Genomic DNA, 18,554 nt, shown 5'->3' on the forward strand with positions numbered 1-18,554 from the left:
AAACCGTTCCCGCAAAGTCTTGTGCGGGAACGTTCCCGCACCAATACTCGCTCCATCCCCCCGAGCCCGTCACTACACCCGTAAAGGGGTGCGTCCCATGCGCATGCCCAGAACCCTCGCCCTCGTGCTGTGCACCGCCGCCCTCGCAGCCGCCAGCAGCGCCTGTTCGGGAGCCACGAACCCGCCGACCGGCGGCGCCGCGGACTTCACGGTCTCCCCGACCTCGCCGGCCGCCCGCGGACCGCTGGACTCCTTCACCTGGTCCTTGTACGCAGAGCCGTACACGCTCGACTACGCCCTCGCGTACGACTACCCGCCCAACACCGTGCTCGCCAACGTGTGCGAGCAGCTCCTCCGGGTCACCCCCGACATGAAGGTCGAGCCCGGACTCGCCGTGGCCTACGACCGGCCGGACCCGCGCACCCTCGTGTACACCCTGCGCCCCGGCGTGAGGTTCCACGACGGCACCACCATGACCGCCGACGACGTGGTCGCCTCGCTCACCCGGCAGATGGACCCGAAGACCGGCTCGCCCTGGGCCTCCGCCTTCAAGAACGTCGACGCGATCGAGAAGACCGGCCCCCTGGAGGTGACGGTCCGCCTCGGCAAGCCCGACGTCCTCTTCCACGAGTTGATGGCCGCCTCCCCCGGCACCGTCGTGAGCGCCGCCTCGCTCAAGGAGGCCGGCAAGGACTACGGCACGCCCGGGACCGGACTGAACTGCACCGGCCCCTACGCGCTCGACACCTGGGCGCAGGGCGACAGCATCACCCTCAAGAAGCACACCGCCTACTGGGACGAAGAGCTGGCCCCCGCATCGGAGCGGGTGAAGTTCACCTTCGTCGAGGACCCCGCGGCCCGCTCCAGCGCCTTCCTCTCCGGCAGCGTCGACGGCGGCTACCTCCTCCCCTCGTCCTCGCTCGCCCAACTGCGCTCCAGCGACAAGGGCACGGTGTTCTTCGGACCCAACACCGCTGCCGCGAACCTCGCCGTCCTGGACTTCCACGGTCCGCTCGGCAAACCCGAGGTCCGCAGGGCGCTGTCCATGGCCCTCGACCGGAAGAACATCATCAGGGCCGCGGCCGGCGGTGTCGGCGTGCCCGCCAAGGCCCCTGCCGCACGCGGCGCCTGGGCGCTCGCCCCCGAGAAGACCGCGCTGCTCTTCGACACCCTGCCCGAGCCGGTGTACGACGTCGCCGCGGCGAAGGAACTCGTCCGGAAGGCGGGGGCGAACGGGCGGACGATCACCCTCGCCACCAGTTCGCTCGCGCCCGAGATCAGCGTCGTGGCCAACGCCGTGCAGGCCGCGGGTCGTCAGATCGGGCTGGACGTCCGGTTGAAGCCGGTCTCCCCCGACGCGTACAGCAGCATCTTCGTCGACCCGAGCGCCCGCACCGGCCTCGACCTGGTCATCACCAACGGCTACGACAACACGCCCGACCCGCTGGAGTTCTACCAGTACCTGCGCACCGGCGACTTCGGGAACTACGGCAACTGGTCGAACCCCGCCTTCGACCGCGCCTTCGACCGCGCCAACTCCGAACCCGATCCGGGGAAGCGGGCCGAACTCACCGCGGAGCTCCAGCAGATCGCGCTCGACGAACTACCGGTCATCCCCGTGTACGAGGCGCCCTACTCGGTCTTCCTCGGCGAGCGGATCACCGGCGCTCCGACCGGCATCGCCCAGCTCTACTACCCGTGGGCCGCGACGATCGGGGCCAACCGGCGATGACGCGCTACCTCTTCGGACGGCTCCTCGGTCTGGCGGCAGTGCTGTTCGTGGCCTCGCTCGTGGTCTTCGGCTCCGTCCGCCTGGCCCCCGGCGACCCGGTGTCCTTCCTGCTGCACGGCCGCCCCGCGACCCCCGAGACCGTGGCGGCCCTGCGGGCGGAGCACCACCTCGACGATCCGCTGGCCGCCCAGTACGCCCAGTGGCTCGGCGGGGTGCTGAGCGGGGACCTCGGCCGCTCGGCCCAGTACCACCAGGACGTGACCTCCCTCGTCGGCTCCCGGCTACCCGGCACCGTCCTGCTCGTCGGCTATGCCGCCGTGCTCGTCCTGGTGCTCGGGGTCGCGGCGGGCGTCCTCGCCGCCCTGCGTCCCGGCCTCCCCGACCGGATCGTGCTGATCGGCACCGGTGTCGCGACCGCCACTCCCCCGTTCGTCACCGCCATCGCGCTCGTCTCGCTCTTCTCCGTGCGGTTCGGTTGGTTCCCCGGACCGGGCGGCGGCGTCCCGACGGGCCTGCCCGAGCGGCTCCACCAATTGACGCTCCCCGCCATCGCCCTGGCACTGTCCTTCGCGGGGCTCCTCGCCCGGGTGACCCGCTCGGCCATGCTCGACGAACTCGGACGCGACCACGTCGAGGTGGCACGGGCCCGGGGCGTCGCGGCCCGGTCGGTGATCCGCCGGCACGTGCTGCGCAATGCGCTCGGCCCGGTCGTCACGGTCGGCGGCACCCTGCTCGCCGGGCTCCTCGTGAGCACCTCGATCGTCGAGACCGCCTTCGACGTCCCCGGACTCGGCTCGCTGCTCGTGCAATCCGTCACCGCGAAGGACTTCGCCGTCGTGCAGGCGATCACCCTCCTCAGCGTCGCGGCCTTCGTGCTCGTCAACCTCGTCGTCGACCTGCTCGCACCGCTCATCGACCCCCGTCTGTCCCTCGGGGAAGGCTCCTCATGACCTCCACCACCTCCGCGGCTCCGTACCGCAGACCGGGGATGCGCGCCCTGCGCCCCCTCGGCCGGGGCCCCCTCTTCGCGGTCGCGACCGCGGTCCTCGCCGCGCTCGTCCTGGCCGCCCTGCTCGCCCCCCTCCTCGCCCCGTACGATCCGGAGGCGCTCGACCTGTCGGCAAGTCTGGTCGGAACCACCGGCGACCACCTGCTCGGGACCGACCAGTCGGGCCGCGACGTGCTGTCCCGGTTGATCCACGGCGCCCGCACGGGGCTGCTCGGGCCGCTACTCGTCGTCGGCGTCTCCACGCTCTCGGGCACCTTCCTGGGCGTGTTGGCCGCCTGGCGGGGCGGTTGGGTGGACGCGATGCTCTCGCGCTCCATGGACCTCGCCTTCGCGCTCCCGGGGCTCCTGCTCGCGATCCTGTTGGTGTCGGTCCTCGGTCCGGGGCTCACCGCGCCCGTGCTCGCCATGTCCGTCGCGTACACGCCGTACGTGGGCCGGCTCGTGCGGGGCGTGGCACGGCAGGAGAAGGCGAGGCCGTACATCGAGGCGTACCGGGTGCAGGGTTGGTCCGGCTGGACCGTCTGCGTGCGCCGGCTGCTGCCCGGCATCGCCCCGACGGTCTTCGCCCAGTCCGCGATGAACTTCGGATACGCCCTGATGGACCTGGCGGCGCTGTCCTTCCTCGGATTCGGGGTGCAACCGCCGACCGCCGACTGGGGAGCCATGATCAACGAAGGGCAGGCGGCCGTCCTGCAGGGGGCGATGCTGCCCGCCCTCGCCCCCTCCGCGTGCATCGTGCTCGCCGTGGTGGCGTTCGGCACCGTCGGCGAGGGACTCGCCGACCGGATCGCGAAGCGGGAACGGTGAACACGATGACGACGCCCCTTCCTTCCCCGCCCCCGGGAACCGCACCGGTCCTGGAGATCGACGGGCTCAGCGTGCACCTGGCCGGTGACCGGGCGGCCCGCCCCGTCCTCGACCGGATCGGCCTGACGGTGCGGCCGGGAGAGACCGTCGGCCTGGTGGGCGAGTCCGGCTCCGGCAAGTCAGTGGCCTGCCGCAGCGTCCTCGGGCTCCTGCCCGCGGGCGCCCGCACCACGGGCGAGGTCCGGGTCGCCGGCCGTGACGTGCTCGCCATGGACCGCGCCGAACTCACCGCACTGCGCACCCGACGGGTCTCCATGGTGTTCCAGGACCCGCGCGCCTCCGTCAACCCGCTGCGCAGGGTGGGCGACTTCCTCACCGAAGGACTGCGCGCGGCGGGAACCCCCGCCGCCGAAGCGACCGCCCGTGCCGAGGAGCTCCTCGACGCGGTCGGCATCCGCGACCCGCGCGGCGCGCTGCGCCGCCGACCCCACCAGTTCTCCGGCGGCATGCTCCAGCGGGTCGTCATCGCGGCGGCGCTCGCGACCGAGCCGGTCCTCCTCGTCGCCGACGAGCCGACGACCGCCCTCGACGTCACCACCCAGGCCGAGGTCATCACGCTCCTGGCACGGCTGCGGGCCGAGCGGGGCACGGGCATGCTCTTCGTCACCCACGACCTGGAGCTGGCCTCGTCCGTCTGCGACCGGGTGTACGTGATGTACGCGGGCAGGATCGTGGAGACCCGGTCCACGGAGGAGCTGTTCGACCGGCCGCGCCATCCGTACACGGCGGGGCTGCTCGCCTCCACCCCCCGCCTCGAACCGGGGTCACCGGCTCCGCGGCCCGTCCCCGGACGCCCCGTCTCCCTTGCCGAGGCCCCGCCCGGCTGCTCCTTCGCGGCGCGCTGCGCCCATGCCCTGCCGCGCTGCACCGAAGAAGCACCCGCACTCGTACGTCACGGCGACGGGTTCGCCGCCTGCCACCGCGCCGAAGAAGGGATCACGGCATGAGCGTCTCGTCCGCCCCGCCCCGGAAGGGACTGGTCGTCGACGGCCTGCGCAAACGGTACGGGGACCACACGGCGGTCGACGGCGTGTCCTTCGCGCTGGCGCCGGGGACGTCCCTCGCCCTCGTCGGCGGGTCCGGCAGCGGCAAGACGACCACGGTCCGGATGCTCGTCGGCCTGGAGCGCCCGGACGGCGGCACCGTCCACCTGGACGGGCGGGACCGGTCCGGCTCCTTCCGGGGGCGGACCGAGCGGCTCGCCCGGGCACGGGGGATCCAGATGGTCTTCCAGGACCCCTATCTGTCGCTCGACCCCCGGGTGACCGTCTCCGACTGCCTGGAGGAGACCCTGCGCCTGCACTCCGGGCGGGACCTGGCGGGTCGCCGGGCCAGGGTCGCCGAGCTGCTGGAGCAGGTCGGGCTCGGCACCCGCGAGGCGTCCTCCCTTCCTCGCGGGCTGTCCGGCGGGCAGCGCCAACGAGTCGCGATCGCAAGGGCGTTGGCGGTGGAGCCCCGGGTCCTCGTCCTGGACGAGGCGGTCGCCGCGCTCGACGTGTCGATCCAGGCCCAGATCCTCGAACTCCTCGGTGCGATCCGTCGCGAGTCGGGGATCAGCTACCTGTTCGTCACCCATGACCTGGCGGTCGTCCGGCACGTCGCGGAGGAGGTCCTGGTCCTGAAGTCCGGCCGGGTCGTGGAGACGGGTCCGACCGCTCGGGTCCTGGACGCGCCCGAGGATCCGTACACCCGACTGCTCCTGGACTCCGTACCGCGGCGCGGCGGGCGCCGGGCCGTCCGGTGACGGGCGGGGCGGGACGGCAGGTCCGTCCGAGGACGGCGCCGCCGTCACCGCTGCTGCCGCGGGGGCAAACCGGGCAGCCTGCCGGGCCCGGTCACCGCCCCGGGAACCGGGCCTCGTCCCCGGGTCGGAGCCCCGGTCAACCCGTCAGGTGCGCGTGGACCGCGGCCATCGCCCGTGCCACCGCTTCCCGGGACGCATCGGTGGGGTCGACGAGTTCGAAGCCGTGCCGGGCGTCCGGTGCGTCGATGACCTCGACCTCCGCCCCGCGCTCGGCGGCTGCGGCCAGGAACGCTTCGACGGTCGCTGCGAAGACCGGCTGTTCGAGACCGGCCCGGGTCAGGACGATCGGTGGCCCATCGGCCGTCCCCACGACGTCGGCGGGACGGAAGCGGGGGTCCACCGCCCTCCATCCGGGCAGCGCTGCCAGGACGGGGTAGTTCGCCGCGAGGCAGCGCAGCCAGGACGGGGGCGCGGCGAGCCAGTCCGTCGTGAGCAGTCCACCGGCGGAGAAGAACCAGAGCGCGATCCGTTCCCCGTCGACGGCGGGATGGGCCCGGACCGCGTCGACGGCTTCGGCGAGGTCCCGGGCCGCCTGCGGATAGTCCGCGAGGTCGTGCAACCGGTGGTCCAGGGTCACGCCGACGATCCCCGTGCTCGCCGCGTAGCGGCCGTATCCCAGGAAGAACGGGGAGTCCCGCGGGGTGGGACGCTGGTCGGGAGCGACGGGCCCGCCGTGGACGAAGACCACTGCGGGCCGGGGCCCGTCTGCCTCCGGGAGGTGGAAGTCGACCCGACCGATCCGCTCGCGGGGACGCTCGGGCGGGTCGAGGAGGAAGGGCAGGAGGTGTGACGGCTGCTGGTGCTCGCGCACCGGAGCGGTCAGCCGGCGCCCCCCGCCGGCCGCCGCACGGAGCAGCACATCGGCCAGTTCGGCGGGGGCGGAGAGCATCGGCCAGTGTCCGGTGCCGAGTTCGAAGAAGCGGAACCGCTCTTCTGCGTACGTCTGCATCCGGGGCGGACCCGACTCCATCAGCATCTGGATCAGGTCGATGCTCGTCCCGTTGACGGTGCAGAGGATGCCGGTGCCGGGCAGGGCGGAGGCGGCTCCGGTCAGCCGGAGCGGCTCCGTGAGGGTGCGTGCCGGTTGGGGCGATGCGAGGCGCTCCAGGCGGTCGAGGGCCTCGGCGGGAATCCCGTGGAGGCTGCCCCAGCGCGACCAGGTGCCGGGGGCCGGCGCCGGGACCCATCCGTCGTCCCCGGCCGGGCCGGCTCCGCCGACGAGTCGTTCCCGCACGTCGGGATCGGGCACCGAGCGCACGGCCGGCTCGCCGTCCTGCGGGAGGTCAGTGTCCACGGAGACGATCCGGGCGACGCGCCCGGGCCGCCGGTCCGCGGCGCCGAGCACCGGGTGCAGACCGTATCCGTGTCCCACCAGGACCACCTCGGCCGCCTCGATCCGGTCGACGCACCGAACGACCTCCTCGACGTGCGCCTCCAGGTCGACCCCGGGGGCGGACCGGGCGCCCGTCCCGGTCAGGTCCACGGGATGCGCCTCCGCGCCCGCCTCCGCCAGCCGCGCCGCGGTTTCCTCCCACACCCAGCCTCCGGTGAAGCCGTCCGACACCAGTACGAACGTCGTCATCGCCGTCTCCTCGCCACTCTCGGGGTCGCTTCGCGGCCACGCTAGGAACTCCCCCTGGGGGAGGTTCAAGACGGAGCTCCGCGCACCGGGCGTCAGAATGGGAGGACCCGAGCGGGTCCGCACCGGCCCAAGGAGGTTCACCTCGTGTTGCCCGACGGCCTGTGGAGCATCGGCGAGCTGGCAGCCCGCGCGGACGTCACCGTCAAGACCGTGCGGTTCTACTCGGATCGCGGCCTCCTTCCGGAGGCGGGCCGCAGCTCGGGCGGTCACCGGAGGTACGGGGTCGAGGCCCTCGACCGGTTGCGCTTCATCCGATCCCTACGCGCCCTTGACCTACCGGTTCCCGAGGTGGAGCGGGTCCTCGACCGGGACGCGGCGGACGAGGCGCTGGAACGGGCCGTGGCCGGGCAGTTGCGGGAGGTGGGCTCCCAGCTGCTCGCCCTGCGGTGGAAGGAGGCCGCGCTGCGGTCCCTCCGGGACTGTGCACCGGACGAGCGCGCGGAGCGGCTGCGGCTGTTCGGCGCCCTGCCCTCCCCGCCCAGCACGGATGCGCTGGCCGGGTTCTGGCGCCGGCTCCTGCCGGCCCGGCTGCCGGGGCGACTGGTGACCCTGGTCCTCGACTCGGTGGTGCCGCTCCTGCCGGAGGAGCCGGTTCCGGACCAGGTGCTCGCCTTCGCCCGACTGCACGCGCTGGTCACCGATCCCCGCCTCGGCCTGCCGGGACTCCGGCCCGCGGCGCCGCTTCCGAACGGCACCTACCGTCCGGCCGTGCTCTACGAGGGTCTCGCCGAGGCCTACACGCTCTCCTCGGACGGGGTGCGGGCGGGACGGGCGCCGCAGGACGGCGGAGCCCTGGACTGCTTCGTCTCGGCCTACGCCCGTGCGTGCGGGGAGTCGGACACCCCGGTCTTCCGCCGCCGGCTCGTCGACCTGCTCGCGCGGGACCAGAGTCTCGTGCTCCCCCGCTACTGGAAGCTCGCCGCCGGTCTGTTCGCTCCGGGGGAGCCGGCGCTCGGCGCGCTGCACCACCACCTCTCGGTCGCCCTCGGGGCCGAGGTCCACGGTCGACTCCCCTGACGCCGGTCGCAGTGGTCCGTCGACCCGCTGCGGCACACCCGGGGGTGTGGTGATCGGAGGCACGTGGGTGAGTGCGTGCGTACCCGGTGAAGGGGCGGGGAAGGGGCGCACGGCGCAGGCTGGTGTGAGGGCGCGGGCTCGGTGCCCCGCGCGCGGGACGACGAGGAGGTGGTGCCGGTGTCGGCGCCGACGACCGGGAACGCGGTGGGAGCACCGTGCTGGCTCAATCTGTCCACGGGCGACCTGCGGGCGGCCGAGCGCTTCTACGGCGCGGTGCTGGGGTGGACGTTCCGGCGGGTCGCCCCCGACGACGCGTATCTGGTGGGCGAGCGGGACGGGGTGCCGGTGGCCGGGATCACCGCGGTGACCGTCGAGCCGGCGGTGCCGGTGGCCTGGACGGTGTTCTTCGCGGTCGACGACGCCGATGCCGCGGTGGCGCGGATCCGGGAGCGCGGCGGCACGGTCGGGGTGGGGCCGATGTCGTATCCGCCGCGGGGGCGGGCGGCGCTCGCCACGGATCTGGAAGGTGTGGCGTTCGGCATCTGGGAGGGGCCGCTGGCCTCGCGCTGGCACATGGGCGGGCGGCAGGCCCCGGCAGGGGTGGAGCTGCACACCAGCAATGCGTTCGACGCGGCCGTGTTCTACGGCGGGGTGCTGCGCTGGGCCGACGGGAGCCCGGGCTGCTGCGAGGTGTCGTACGAGCACGACCAGGTGGTGCTGCGGCGGGACGGTGAGGCCGTCGCCCGGTTGGACAGCGGCCCGGTCGAATCCACCTCGCCCCGGCCGCAGTCGCGGCCCCGCTGGTTGGTGCGCTTCCGGGTGCCGGATCTGATGGCGGCCCGGGCAGCGGTCGAAGGGCACGGCGGATCGGTGGTGCCGGGCGGCGAGTGGGCCGGGGCGCGCCCGGCGGACGGCGCCGACGGGCGGCGGGTGGTGGTCCGGGACCCGGAGGGTGCTCTGTTCACCCTGGAGGCGGAGGCCCCGGTCGGGTGATCCGGTCAGGTGATCCGGTCAGGTGATCCGGTCGGGTGATCCGGTCAGGTGATCCGGTCGGGTGATCCGCTCCGGCCTGGAGGGCGGTGCGGTCGCCCGGAGGCCGTGCGGGCCCCGGGCCACCGCTCGGGCGCCGGCTTCGACCGCGTTCCGTACCGTCACCCGCGGGGCAACGATCCCTGCAGCTCGGAGGGGGCCGCAGGGGCCTGCACCTGGCCCCTGGTGGGGATGAGCGCGGCAATCACGGCAGCGGCGAGGCCGACCCCGCAGCCGACGAGCATGGCGACCCGGAAGCCGTTCTCGGAAGGCAGCACGCGGCCACCGAGGGTGGTCGTCATCTGGGCGAGGACGACTCCGATGACGGCGGCCGCGACGGAGGTGCCGATCGAGCGCATCAGGGTGTTGAAGCTGTTGGCGGAGGCCGTCTCCCGCTGCGGGACCGCCCCCATGATGAGGGCGGGCATGGCGCCGTAGGCGAGTCCGACTCCGGTGTTGCAGATGAGGGTGACGACCAACAGGCCCCAGGTGGAACCCATCAGGGCGAGGGAGGAACCGTATCCGGCGGAGATGACGAGCGCACCGACGGAGAGCGTGGTCTTGGGGCCGCGGGCAGCCGAGAGCTTGGCCCCGAGGGGGGCCAGGAGCATCATCATCAGGCCGGCCGGGGCCATCCAGAGCCCCATGGCCATCATCGACTGTCCGAGCCCGTAGCCGGTCGCCTCGGGCAACTGGAACAGCTGGGGAACGACCAGCGACTGCGCGTACAGGGCGAATCCGACCAGGACCGAGGCCACGTTCGTCATCAGGACGACCGGACGGGCGGTGATGCGCAGGTCGACGAGCGGGTCGGCGATGCGCAGCTCCCAGATGCCCCAGGCCAGCAGGACGACGACCGCCGCGGCGAACAGCCCGAGGGTGGTGCTGCTGCCCCAGCCCCAGGCCGCTCCCTTGGAGACGGCGAGCAACAGGGAGACGAGCCCGATGCCGAGGCCGAGGGCGCCCGGCAGGTCGAAGCGGCCGGGAACGGCGTCCTGCCGCCCGGCAGGGACGACGCGCCCGATCAGAACCCCGACGAGGAGGCTCAGTCCGGCAGCGACCCAGAACAGCACGCGCCAACTGGCGTGTTCGGCAACGGCGGCGGAGAAGGGGAGGCCGAGCGCTCCGCCGACCCCCATGGAAGCGCTCATCAGGGCGATGGAGCCACCCAGCTTCTCGGGCGGCAGGACGTCGCGGAGCAGGCTGATGCCGAGCGGCACGACCCCCATGCCGAGGCCTTGGAGTCCACGACCGATGACCATCGGGGTGACCGAGGAGGCGAGGGCGCAGACGATCGAGCCGAGGACGAGGGGGACCACGGAGGCGAGCAGGACCCGCCGCTTGCCGAGCATGTCCCCGAGCCGGCCGGCAACGGGGGTGGCGACCGCTCCCGCGAGCAGAGTGGCGGTGATCACCCAGGAGGCATCGGCGGCACGGGTGCCGAGGAGCTTCGGCAAGTCGCCGATGAGCGGTACCACCAGGGTCTGCATGAGCGCGGCGACGATGCCGGCGAGCGCGAGGACGCCGACCACGCCTCCGGGTCGGGCATCGGTGGGGGAGCCGTCCACGTGTTCTCCTCGGTCCTTCGGGGTGACGCCATCATGTTTGTGCATCATGCATATTAATAGCCTCATACACAAGCCGTGCATGATGCACATGTACGGATCGCGGGAGAGAATGGCGCCATGGACAAGCCCGTGGACAAGCCCACCCATCTGGTCGAGTTCGAGACCATGCTGCTCGGCCGGCACTCCCACCTCTACGCGGCGCGCTCGCGCGCGGCCGGCGGCAACCTGGACCGCAGCGCCTACGTCCTGCTGAGCCGCATCCGCATGCACGGTCCGATGTCCATCGGGCAACTCAGCGAGGCCTTCGGCCTCGACGCCTCCACCCTCAACCGGCAGACGGCCGCGATGCTCCGCTCCGGAGTCGTGGAACGCATTCCGGACCCGGACGGCGGCATCGCCCGCAAGTTCCGGATCACGAAGGAGGGAGAACGCCGCCTCCAGGCCGACCGGAACGCGAACATCGAGGGCCTGGAGCGGGTGATGGAAGACTGGTCACCCGAGGACGTGGACCGCTTCGCCGGCTACCTGGAACGCTTCAACCGGGACATCGAGCGCCTCGAAGGCCGCCCCTGGCCGCGCCCTTGAGCTCCGCCCGACAGAGGACGACCACGGCACCCAAGCCCGCCACCCGAAGCCCCCTGCCGACCGCCCCGAAGGCCGGCTCCCCGACCGGGGCCGCGCTCAGCCACCGCGGTGCATCGCGGCCCGACGGTCCACCGACGCCAGGGCGGTGTTGAGGAGCGCCACGACGGCGAAGGCGACGGCCCACTCCGGCCGACCCAGCCCGTGGAGCGCGACCGCCGCCGCGCCGAAGACCAGGGCCTTCACTGCCAGGACCCCCGCAAGGGGCAAGGCGAACCGGGCCTTGGGCGAGGCGAACAGGCCCCAGAGGAAGGCCGCCGCCGCCGGCGCGGCGAACGCCGACGACAGTCGGAGCGGCAGGCCCTCCGGGACGCTCCACCCCCACCAGGCCAGGACGGCCAGGGCGGCGAGTTCCAGCACGAACGCCAGGCCTTCGTTGAGGACGTGCAGCGGACCGGGCAGCTTCACGGGAAACCCTTCGACGTCGATCACGCACACGACGGCCCGATCGTAGACGCCCCTTCGACGGACGTCCGCCCCACCGGCTTCGGCGGTGACGACCCGCTTTCGGAGCGAGGCGCTTCGGTTCGCGGGCAAGGCACTTCGGGAAGCGGCTCCCGTACGGACGCACCCGACCGCTCCCACCGACTCCCGCGGCAAGCGCCGCGCCCGGAGGACCCCGACCGGCCGACGCGGGCGGCCCCGCGCCCGCAGGGGGGCGCCCGAAGGACGCGAACACCCCTTATGCCGAAGCGCCGTCCGTCCGAACAGCACCCGGAGCAGGGCGAGAACGAACGGGACGAATCACCAATCCGTTCACCTTCTCGACCCGAAAAGATCAACAGTGCATCACATGAACAGGCTTTTCGGACAGAACACTTCCCTCCGCACGACGAGTCTGGGATCTTGCCTCCACCCCACACATCACAGGGCCCGGCAGGCGTCACACACGTCACCGGGCCATCGGAGGACGCATTGTTTTCCCTCATATCCACCCGGTCGATGACCTCGACCCTCGCCGTGACGGCCCTCGGGACGACCATGGCGCTCGCCGGCCCCGGCGGATTCGCCCATGCAGCACCGTCGGACACCGCGCCCGTCGCGGTCACTTCGGCGGGGGCGACGACGGTGACGACGAACACCGCCGCACCGGCAGCCGGCACGGCCGCCGCCAAGCCCGCGGCGCAGACCGCCTGGGCCGCCGGCACCCGCGCGTACCTGGTGATCACCGCTCCCGGCGGAACCTCGGCCGTCAGCAGCGCCGTGGCGGGCAACGGCGGTTCGGTCTTCGCGACCTATGACGCGATCGGCGTGATCGTGGCGCACTCGACGTCCGGTTCGTTCGCCGCCTCGATGCGGACGGTCAGCGGTGTCCAGCAGGTCGGCGCGACCCGGACGTCCGACGTCCCCGCCGACGCCTACAACCCGGCGCTCCCGGCCAATCCGGCGCAGTCCACGACCACGCTGACCGAGTCCAACCGCTGGGACATGACCCAGATCAAGGCCGACCAGGCCTGGGCGGTCACCACCGGTTCGTCGTCGGTGAAGGTCGGCGTCCTCGACACCGGCGTGGACGACCAACACCAGGACATCGCACCCAACTTCAACGCCGTCGACTCCGCCTCCTGCGCCTACGGCAAGGCGGACACCCGTACGGGCGCGTGGCGCGACGTCGGCACCCACGGCACGCACGTCGCGGGCACGATCGCGGCGGCGAAGAACGGCAAGGGCGTCGTCGGAGTCGCTCCGGGCGTGAAGATCTCCTCGGTCCGCATCGCCGAGCCGAACAGCAGCCTGTTCTTCGCGGAGAACACCATCTGCGGCTTCATGTGGGCCGGTGACCACGGCTTCAAGGTCACCAACAACAGCTACTACACGGACCCGTGGCAGTTCAACTGCCCGGACAACCTGGACCAGGCCGCCATCATCGAGGGCGTCCGCCGGGCCCAGGAGTATGCCGAGGGCAAGGGTTCGCTCCAGGTGGCCGCCGCCGGCAACTCCAACTACGACCTGGCGAACAAGACGACCGACTCCGAGAGCCCCAACGACTCGACCCCGGTCACCCGCACCCTCACCAACGCCTGCATCGACATCCCGACCGAGCTGCCGGGCGTCGTCACGGTCGCCGCACAGGCCAGCGGCGGCGCCAAGGCCTCGTACTCGAACTTCGGCAACGGCGTCATCGACATCGCCGCGCCGGGCGGCGACGGATCCACCCAGGTGTACTCCACGCTCCCGGGCGGCAAGTACGGCAGCAAGAGCGGCACTTCGATGGCCTCCCCGCACGTGGCCGGCGTCGCCGCCCTGATCGCCAGCGTGAACCCGACCTTCACCCCGGCGCAGATCCGCGACCAGCTCGCTGCGCAGGCCACCGACCGGGCGTGCCCCTCGGACTCCCGCTGCACGGGCACCACGACCAAGAACGGCTTCTTCGGCGAAGGCGCGGTCGACGCCCTGAAGGCCGTCGGCGGCTTCACCCCGCCCGCCGGGAGCTACTTCGAGAACCTGACGGACGTCGCGATCTACGACAACACCACGGTCGAGAGCGCGATCACGGTGAGCGGCGTGGCGGGCAACGCCCCGGCCGACCTCAAGGTCGGCGTCGACATCAAGCACACCTACATCGGTGACCTGAAGGTCGACCTGGTGGCTCCGGACGGCACCGCGTACACCTTGCACAACCGCTCGGGCGGCAGCGCGGACGACATCGTCCAGACGTACACGGTCAACGCCTCGTCGGAGGTCGCGAACGGCACCTGGAAGCTCCGCGTGAACGACAACGCGAGGCAGGACACGGGCCGGATCGACGCCTGGAACCTGACCTTCTCATAAGCACCTTCCGCATCGCGTGACCCCTGAGACGGGGCCGGAGCCACCAGGGCTCCGGCCCCGTTCGCGCGTCCGCTGCGGGTCCGGGAGAAAAAGTCCGTACCGAGGGGTAGGCCTCCCCCGGGAGCTTGCTATACGTTCCGTCTAACAAGCTTGCTAGACGCGATGTCTAACAAGAGCCCGAGCCGCACGCGCGACCCAAGGAGCCGCACCATGGCAAGCAGCACCGTTCGCCCGGACAACGAAGACCACGACGTCGCCGCGCGGCTGCTCCTGTCGGCCGCCAAGCTCTCGTACGACCCCGCCGTCGAGGTCGACTGGGACACCCCCCTCGACAAGGACTTCCACGGTCAGAGCCCGGAGTGGAACAGCCTGTACGGGACGGCCTACTGGAACGAGATGACCGAGGAGCAGCGCAAGGAGCTGACCCGCCAGGAGTCCGCGTCGGTGGCCAGCACCGGCATCTGGTTCGAGATGATCCTCCAGCAGATGGTGCTGCGCGACATGTACGCCAAGGACCCCACCGACCCGCGGTTCCAATGGGCCCTCACCGAGATCGCGGACGAGTGCCGACACTCCATCATGTTCGCCCGCGGCGCCCAGAAGCTCGGCGCGCCCGCCTACCGCCCCAAGCGCGCGGTACTCGAACTGGGCCGGGCCTTCAAGACCGTCGGCTTCGGGGAGGCCGCCTACGCCGGCATCCTGGTCGCCGAAGAGGTCCTCGACGTCATGCAGCGCGACTGGATGCGCGACGAGCGGGTCGTCCCCTTCGTCCGCACCATCAACAACATCCACGTCGTCGAGGAGTCCCGGCACATGAAGTTCGCCCGGGACGAGACCCGCCGCCACCTGGCGCACGCGGGCCCGGCGCGCCGTCACTTCCACGCCCTGGTCATCGCGATCGCCTCGTACTACATCGTCACCAGCCTGGTCAGCCCCGAGGTGTACGCACGGGCCGGCCTGGACCCGGTGCGCGCCCGCCGCGAAGCGGCTGCCAACGAGCACTACAAGGCACAGATGCGGGCCAGTTGCGCCGGTCTCATGGAATTCCTCGCCTCGGCCCGTCTCCTGACCCGGCCCGCGCTCTTCTTCTACAAGCGCGCGAACCTCATCTGATCCCCTCCCGAAGATCCGAGCTGAGCCGACGACATGACCTACGCCATCACCCAGACCTGCTGCAACGACGCCACCTGCATCGCCGTCTGCCCGGTCAACTGCATCCACCCGACGCCGGACGAACCGGACTTCGGCACCACGGAGATGCTCTACATCGATCCGAAGAGCTGCATCGACTGCGGCGCCTGCGCCGATGCCTGCCCCGTCGACGCGATCTTCCCCGCCGACCGCCTCACCGGTCGCCTGCGCGAGTACGAGGCCGTCAACGCCTCCTACTACGCGGACCGCACGCCCGCCCCGGTCCTGGCCTCGCCCAACTTCCACGCCTGGGGCGAGCCGGCCTTCGACCGCTCGATCCCCGCCGACTTCGCACCGATCCGGGTCGCGGTCGTCGGCACCGGACCGGCCGGCATGTACGCCGCCGAAGACCTCCTGCTGCACACCAATGCCGAGGTGACGCTGATCGACCGGCTGCCGGTCGCCGGCGGACTGGTCCGCTACGGCGTGGCACCGGACCACCCGGCGACCAAGGGAGCCGGGGAGGCCTTCGCCCGCTTCCACGGCCACCCCCGGGTCCAGGTGCGCCTCGGGGTCGAGGTCGGCCGGGACGTCACCCCCGAGGAGCTCGCCGCCCACCACCACGCGGTGGTCTACGCAGTGGGCGCGTCCTCCGACCGACGGCTCGGCATCCCCGGCGAGGACCTGCCGGGCAGCGTCTCGGCGACCTCCGTCGTCTCCTGGTACAACGCGCACCCGGAGACGGAGGCGGACGCCGTTCGGTTCCCCACCGAACGGGTCGTCGTGGTGGGCAACGGCAACGTCGCCCTCGACGTCGCCCGCGTCCTCGTGATGGATCCCGAGGACCTCGCCCGCACGGACATCGCCGACCACGCCCTCGCCGCCCTGCGCGACGCGCGGGTCCGCGAGGTGGTGCTGCTCGGCCGCCGGGGCCCCGAGGACGCCGCGTACACCACCTCCGAACTCCTCGCCCTGAAGCACCTGCCCGGGGTCGACCTGGTCGTCGACGACGCGGACCCCCGTACGGGCGCGGCGATCGACGCGGCGGGGCCGCGCGCGAAGGCGGCGCTCCTCCGGGGCCTGGAGCGGGAGGCCGTGGACTGGACTGCGGCCCCGCCGCGGGACCGGCGCCGGATCGTGCTCCGCTTCCACTCCGCCCCGGTCGAGGCGCTCGGCGACGACGCCGTACGGGCGGTCCGGGTGACGGAGGAGGGGGCGACCGCCGGCCGCGAGATCGGTACGGGGCTGCTGGTGCGGGCCGTCGGTTACCGGGGCCTGCCGTTGGCGGGGCTGCCGTTCGAGGAGTCGACCGGCACCGTGCCGCACGCGGCCGGGCGGGTGGCCGGGGCACCCGGCAACTACGTCGTCGGCTGGATCAAGCGCGGCCCTTCGGGCGGCATCGGAGCCAACCGGTCGTGCGCGGAGGAGACGGTCGGAACGCTGCTCTCGGATGCGGTCGCCGGGAGGCTGCCGGCGCCCACGGGGACCTCCCGGGACTTCCGGCGGCTTCTTCGGCAGCGGGTCGGGCGGGGGCTCGTCGACGCACGCGGCCTGGCGTCGATCGAGCGGGTCGAACGGGCGCGGGGCCGGAAGGCGGGGCGCCCCCGGGTGAAGCTCGCCACGGTGCCGGAGCTGGTCGCGGCGGCGGGCGGCGGGCGGCTGCGACTGTCGGGCTGAGCAGGAACGGCGGGACCGCTGGGGTCCGGCCCGGGACGGCGGGCCGGTGCGAACGGGCCGCTCCGGTCAGACGGAGACGCTCAGGGCCTGGCGGAGCACGATCGCGTTGAGCCGCACCGCGAACGGCACGACGTCGGTCAGTTCGAGCGCGAGCACCTCGGCCTTCGGCAGCTCGACGGTCACGTCGACGCAGAAGGCCAGGGCGTACAGGTGCTCCCCGGTCTCCTCGTCCTGGAGGGCGAAGAACAGGTCCCGGTAGAAGCGGGTGCGGTCCTCGGACTCTTCGTAGAAGGAGAGTCCGGGTTCCCCCTGTCGGCCGGTGAGGCCGGTGAAGGCCCGGACGAGCTCCTGCTCGACGGTGGCCCAGAACCCGGCCTCCGCGCACTCCGCGGGCAGTGCCTGGCGGACGGCCTCCTTGAGGGAGAGGACCATCACGAGGACGGGGGCGTGTTCCTGGAGGCCCCACCCCCGGACCATCCGCACCACATCGCTGTCCGGGACGGCCGAGGCGGCCTCCCGGATCGCCTCGAAATCGAAGTTGACGGTCGCCGGGGCGATCGCCTCCTGGAACACCCGGTCGATCGACCGGGCCTGTTCGAGGTGGTCCGGTCCCACCTCGACGACGGTCCTGAAACTGGCGGCCAAAGCTCCTCCTGCACGATCTGGACGATCAGGAGCGGTCAGTATGCCGAGGCAGGTGCGGATCGGTGGCGCGCGTCCGCCGTGCGGACACCCGGAGGGTCAGCCGCGTCCCCGCCGGGGCTTGCCGGCACGGCCGCGCCCCGCGCCACCGGTGCCCTTGCGGGAGGGTGCGGGCTTCCCTCCGGTACGGGAGCCGCCGCCCGGCTTCCCCGACCGCGGCGGCTTGGCGGACTTCTGCTCCCTGGGCTGCTTCTGCCCCTTCTTCTCCTCGGCGCGGCGGCCCCGGGTGCTGTTCACCGTGCGGCCCCGCACGATGCCGATGAACTCCTCCACCAAGTCGGGGGCCTCGTCGGCGGCCGGCCAGGACAGCGCCACGCGTGACTGCGGGACGTCGACGAGGGTCCGGTAGGTCAGGTCCTTGCGGTGGTGCAGGCGCGCGAGGGACTGCGGGACGGCGAGCACGCCGACTCCCGCCGCGACCAGCTCGATCGCGTCGGCGGTCGTCCCGGGGCGCTGCAGGGCGGGGCGGCCCGGCGGCCGGTCCCAGCCGAGGGTGTCGTCGAGGGGGTGCAGGACGAGCTCGTCCGCGAGGTCCTCCGCCGTCACTTCCTCCGCCGCAGCGAACAGGTGGTCCTTGGGAAAGACGACGACGGTCGTCTCCGTGTAGAGCGGGATGGCGCTGAGGTCGTCCCCGTCCACGGGAAGCCGGAGGAGGCCCGCGTCGGCCGCTCCCTCCCGGAGCATCCCGAAGGCCTCGGCAGGCGTCACGGCGTGGAGGGTGAGCGGAACGTCGGGCAGGCGCTCGTTCCAGATCCGGACCCACTTCGAGGGCGTCACTCCCGGGACGTACGCGAGCCGGAACGAAGGGGTGTCCGCAGGAGGGTCCGCGGGGGTGTTCGCGGGGGTGTTCGCGGGGGAATCCGTGCGGGAGTCCGAGGAAGAAGCGTCCGTGCCTGTCACCCCGCCAGGTTACCGGTAGCCGCCCTGGTCGGAGCTCGCCCGTGCGCTCGATACCCTTGACC

General features: G+C 72.5%; 16 protein-coding genes. 11 read left to right on the top strand and 5 right to left on the bottom strand.

The genetic code is table 11. The annotated features are described in order from the left end of the window. The first annotated feature begins 97 nt into the window (after positions 1 to 97). Genes ACFW22_RS11305 through ACFW22_RS11325 form a run of 5 tightly spaced genes read left to right on the top strand, consistent with a single transcriptional unit; the run spans position 98 to position 5,352 of the window. Positions 98 to 1,732 (top strand): ABC transporter substrate-binding protein, encoded by a 1,635-nt coding sequence (locus tag ACFW22_RS11305; RefSeq protein WP_386401674.1) that lies wholly within the window; start codon positions 98 to 100, stop codon positions 1,730 to 1,732. Continuing rightward, positions 1,729 to 2,682: an ABC transporter permease gene (locus ACFW22_RS11310; protein WP_386401676.1), complete on the top strand. Its 954-nt coding sequence runs from the start codon at positions 1,729 to 1,731 to the stop codon at positions 2,680 to 2,682. The genes ACFW22_RS11305 and ACFW22_RS11310 overlap by 4 nt, the downstream gene beginning before the upstream one ends. Continuing rightward, complete coding sequence (locus ACFW22_RS11315; protein WP_386401679.1) at positions 2,679 to 3,548, top strand: ABC transporter permease; 870 nt, start codon at positions 2,679 to 2,681, stop codon at positions 3,546 to 3,548. The genes ACFW22_RS11310 and ACFW22_RS11315 overlap by 4 nt, the downstream gene beginning before the upstream one ends. A gap of 5 nt (positions 3,549 to 3,553) precedes the next feature. Next, positions 3,554 to 4,555 (top strand): ABC transporter ATP-binding protein, encoded by a 1,002-nt coding sequence (locus ACFW22_RS11320; protein ID WP_386401681.1) that lies wholly within the window; start codon positions 3,554 to 3,556, stop codon positions 4,553 to 4,555. Continuing rightward, complete coding sequence (locus ACFW22_RS11325) at positions 4,552 to 5,352, top strand: ABC transporter ATP-binding protein (RefSeq protein WP_386401683.1); 801 nt, start codon at positions 4,552 to 4,554, stop codon at positions 5,350 to 5,352. The genes ACFW22_RS11320 and ACFW22_RS11325 overlap by 4 nt, the downstream gene beginning before the upstream one ends. A 136-nt stretch (positions 5,353 to 5,488) precedes the next feature. Here the strand turns inward: ACFW22_RS11325 and ACFW22_RS11330 are convergent, their stop codons facing one another. After that, positions 5,489 to 6,994, bottom strand: coding sequence for an alpha/beta fold hydrolase (locus tag ACFW22_RS11330; protein WP_386401685.1), 1,506 nt, complete (start codon positions 6,992 to 6,994; stop codon positions 5,489 to 5,491). Positions 6,995 to 7,138: 144 nt separating this feature from the next. Between ACFW22_RS11330 and ACFW22_RS11335 the strand changes: the two genes are divergently transcribed. Further along, entirely contained in the window at positions 7,139 to 8,071 is a 933-nt protein-coding gene (locus ACFW22_RS11335) for a MerR family transcriptional regulator (RefSeq protein ID WP_386401687.1), read from the top strand. A gap of 141 nt (positions 8,072 to 8,212) precedes the next feature. Further along, a complete protein-coding gene (locus tag ACFW22_RS11340) occupies positions 8,213 to 9,064 on the top strand; it encodes a VOC family protein (protein WP_386401689.1) in 852 nt (283 codons plus the stop codon). 158 nt (positions 9,065 to 9,222) lie between these two features. On the opposite strand, the gene ACFW22_RS11345 is transcribed toward ACFW22_RS11340, so the two are convergent. Further along, on the bottom strand, positions 9,223 to 10,668 hold the full coding sequence (locus ACFW22_RS11345; RefSeq protein WP_386401691.1) for an MFS transporter: 1,446 nt from the start codon (positions 10,666 to 10,668) through the stop codon (positions 9,223 to 9,225). Between the two features lie 117 nt (positions 10,669 to 10,785). On the opposite strand from ACFW22_RS11345, the gene ACFW22_RS11350 reads away from it, so the two are divergent. After that, positions 10,786 to 11,253, top strand: a complete 468-nt coding sequence (locus tag ACFW22_RS11350; RefSeq protein ID WP_386401693.1) for a MarR family winged helix-turn-helix transcriptional regulator — start codon at positions 10,786 to 10,788, stop codon at positions 11,251 to 11,253. Between the two features lie 96 nt (positions 11,254 to 11,349). On the opposite strand, the gene ACFW22_RS11355 is transcribed toward ACFW22_RS11350, so the two are convergent. After that, complete coding sequence (locus ACFW22_RS11355; RefSeq protein WP_386401695.1) at positions 11,350 to 11,748, bottom strand: YrdB family protein; 399 nt, start codon at positions 11,746 to 11,748, stop codon at positions 11,350 to 11,352. Between the two features lie 543 nt (positions 11,749 to 12,291). On the opposite strand from ACFW22_RS11355, the gene ACFW22_RS11360 reads away from it, so the two are divergent. The 3 genes from ACFW22_RS11360 (at position 12,292) to ACFW22_RS11370 (ending at position 16,890) form a co-directional block, all read left to right on the top strand. After that, on the top strand, positions 12,292 to 14,082 hold the full coding sequence (locus tag ACFW22_RS11360; RefSeq protein ID WP_386401910.1) for a S8 family serine peptidase: 1,791 nt from the start codon (positions 12,292 to 12,294) through the stop codon (positions 14,080 to 14,082). Between the two features lie 210 nt (positions 14,083 to 14,292). Then, on the top strand, positions 14,293 to 15,195 hold the full coding sequence (locus tag ACFW22_RS11365; protein WP_384885957.1) for a diiron oxygenase: 903 nt from the start codon (positions 14,293 to 14,295) through the stop codon (positions 15,193 to 15,195). A 33-nt stretch (positions 15,196 to 15,228) separates the two neighbouring features. After that, positions 15,229 to 16,890, top strand: a complete 1,662-nt coding sequence (locus ACFW22_RS11370; RefSeq protein ID WP_386401698.1) for an FAD-dependent oxidoreductase — start codon at positions 15,229 to 15,231, stop codon at positions 16,888 to 16,890. Between the two features lie 66 nt (positions 16,891 to 16,956). On the opposite strand, the gene ACFW22_RS11375 is transcribed toward ACFW22_RS11370, so the two are convergent. Then, positions 16,957 to 17,535 carry a Type-2Aa cytolytic delta-endotoxin gene (locus ACFW22_RS11375; RefSeq protein ID WP_386401700.1) on the bottom strand — a complete coding sequence of 193 codons (579 nt, stop codon included), beginning with the start codon at positions 17,533 to 17,535 and terminating at the stop codon, positions 16,957 to 16,959. Positions 17,536 to 17,631: 96 nt separating this feature from the next. Continuing rightward, positions 17,632 to 18,369 (bottom strand): LysR family substrate-binding domain-containing protein, encoded by a 738-nt coding sequence (locus ACFW22_RS11380; RefSeq protein WP_386401912.1) that lies wholly within the window; start codon positions 18,367 to 18,369, stop codon positions 17,632 to 17,634. Between the last annotated feature and the right edge of the window lie 185 nt (positions 18,370 to 18,554).

The sequence above is a fragment of the Streptomyces sp. NPDC058872 genome, from assembly GCF_042743065.1.
GTDB lineage: Bacteria > Actinomycetota > Actinomycetes > Streptomycetales > Streptomycetaceae > Streptomyces.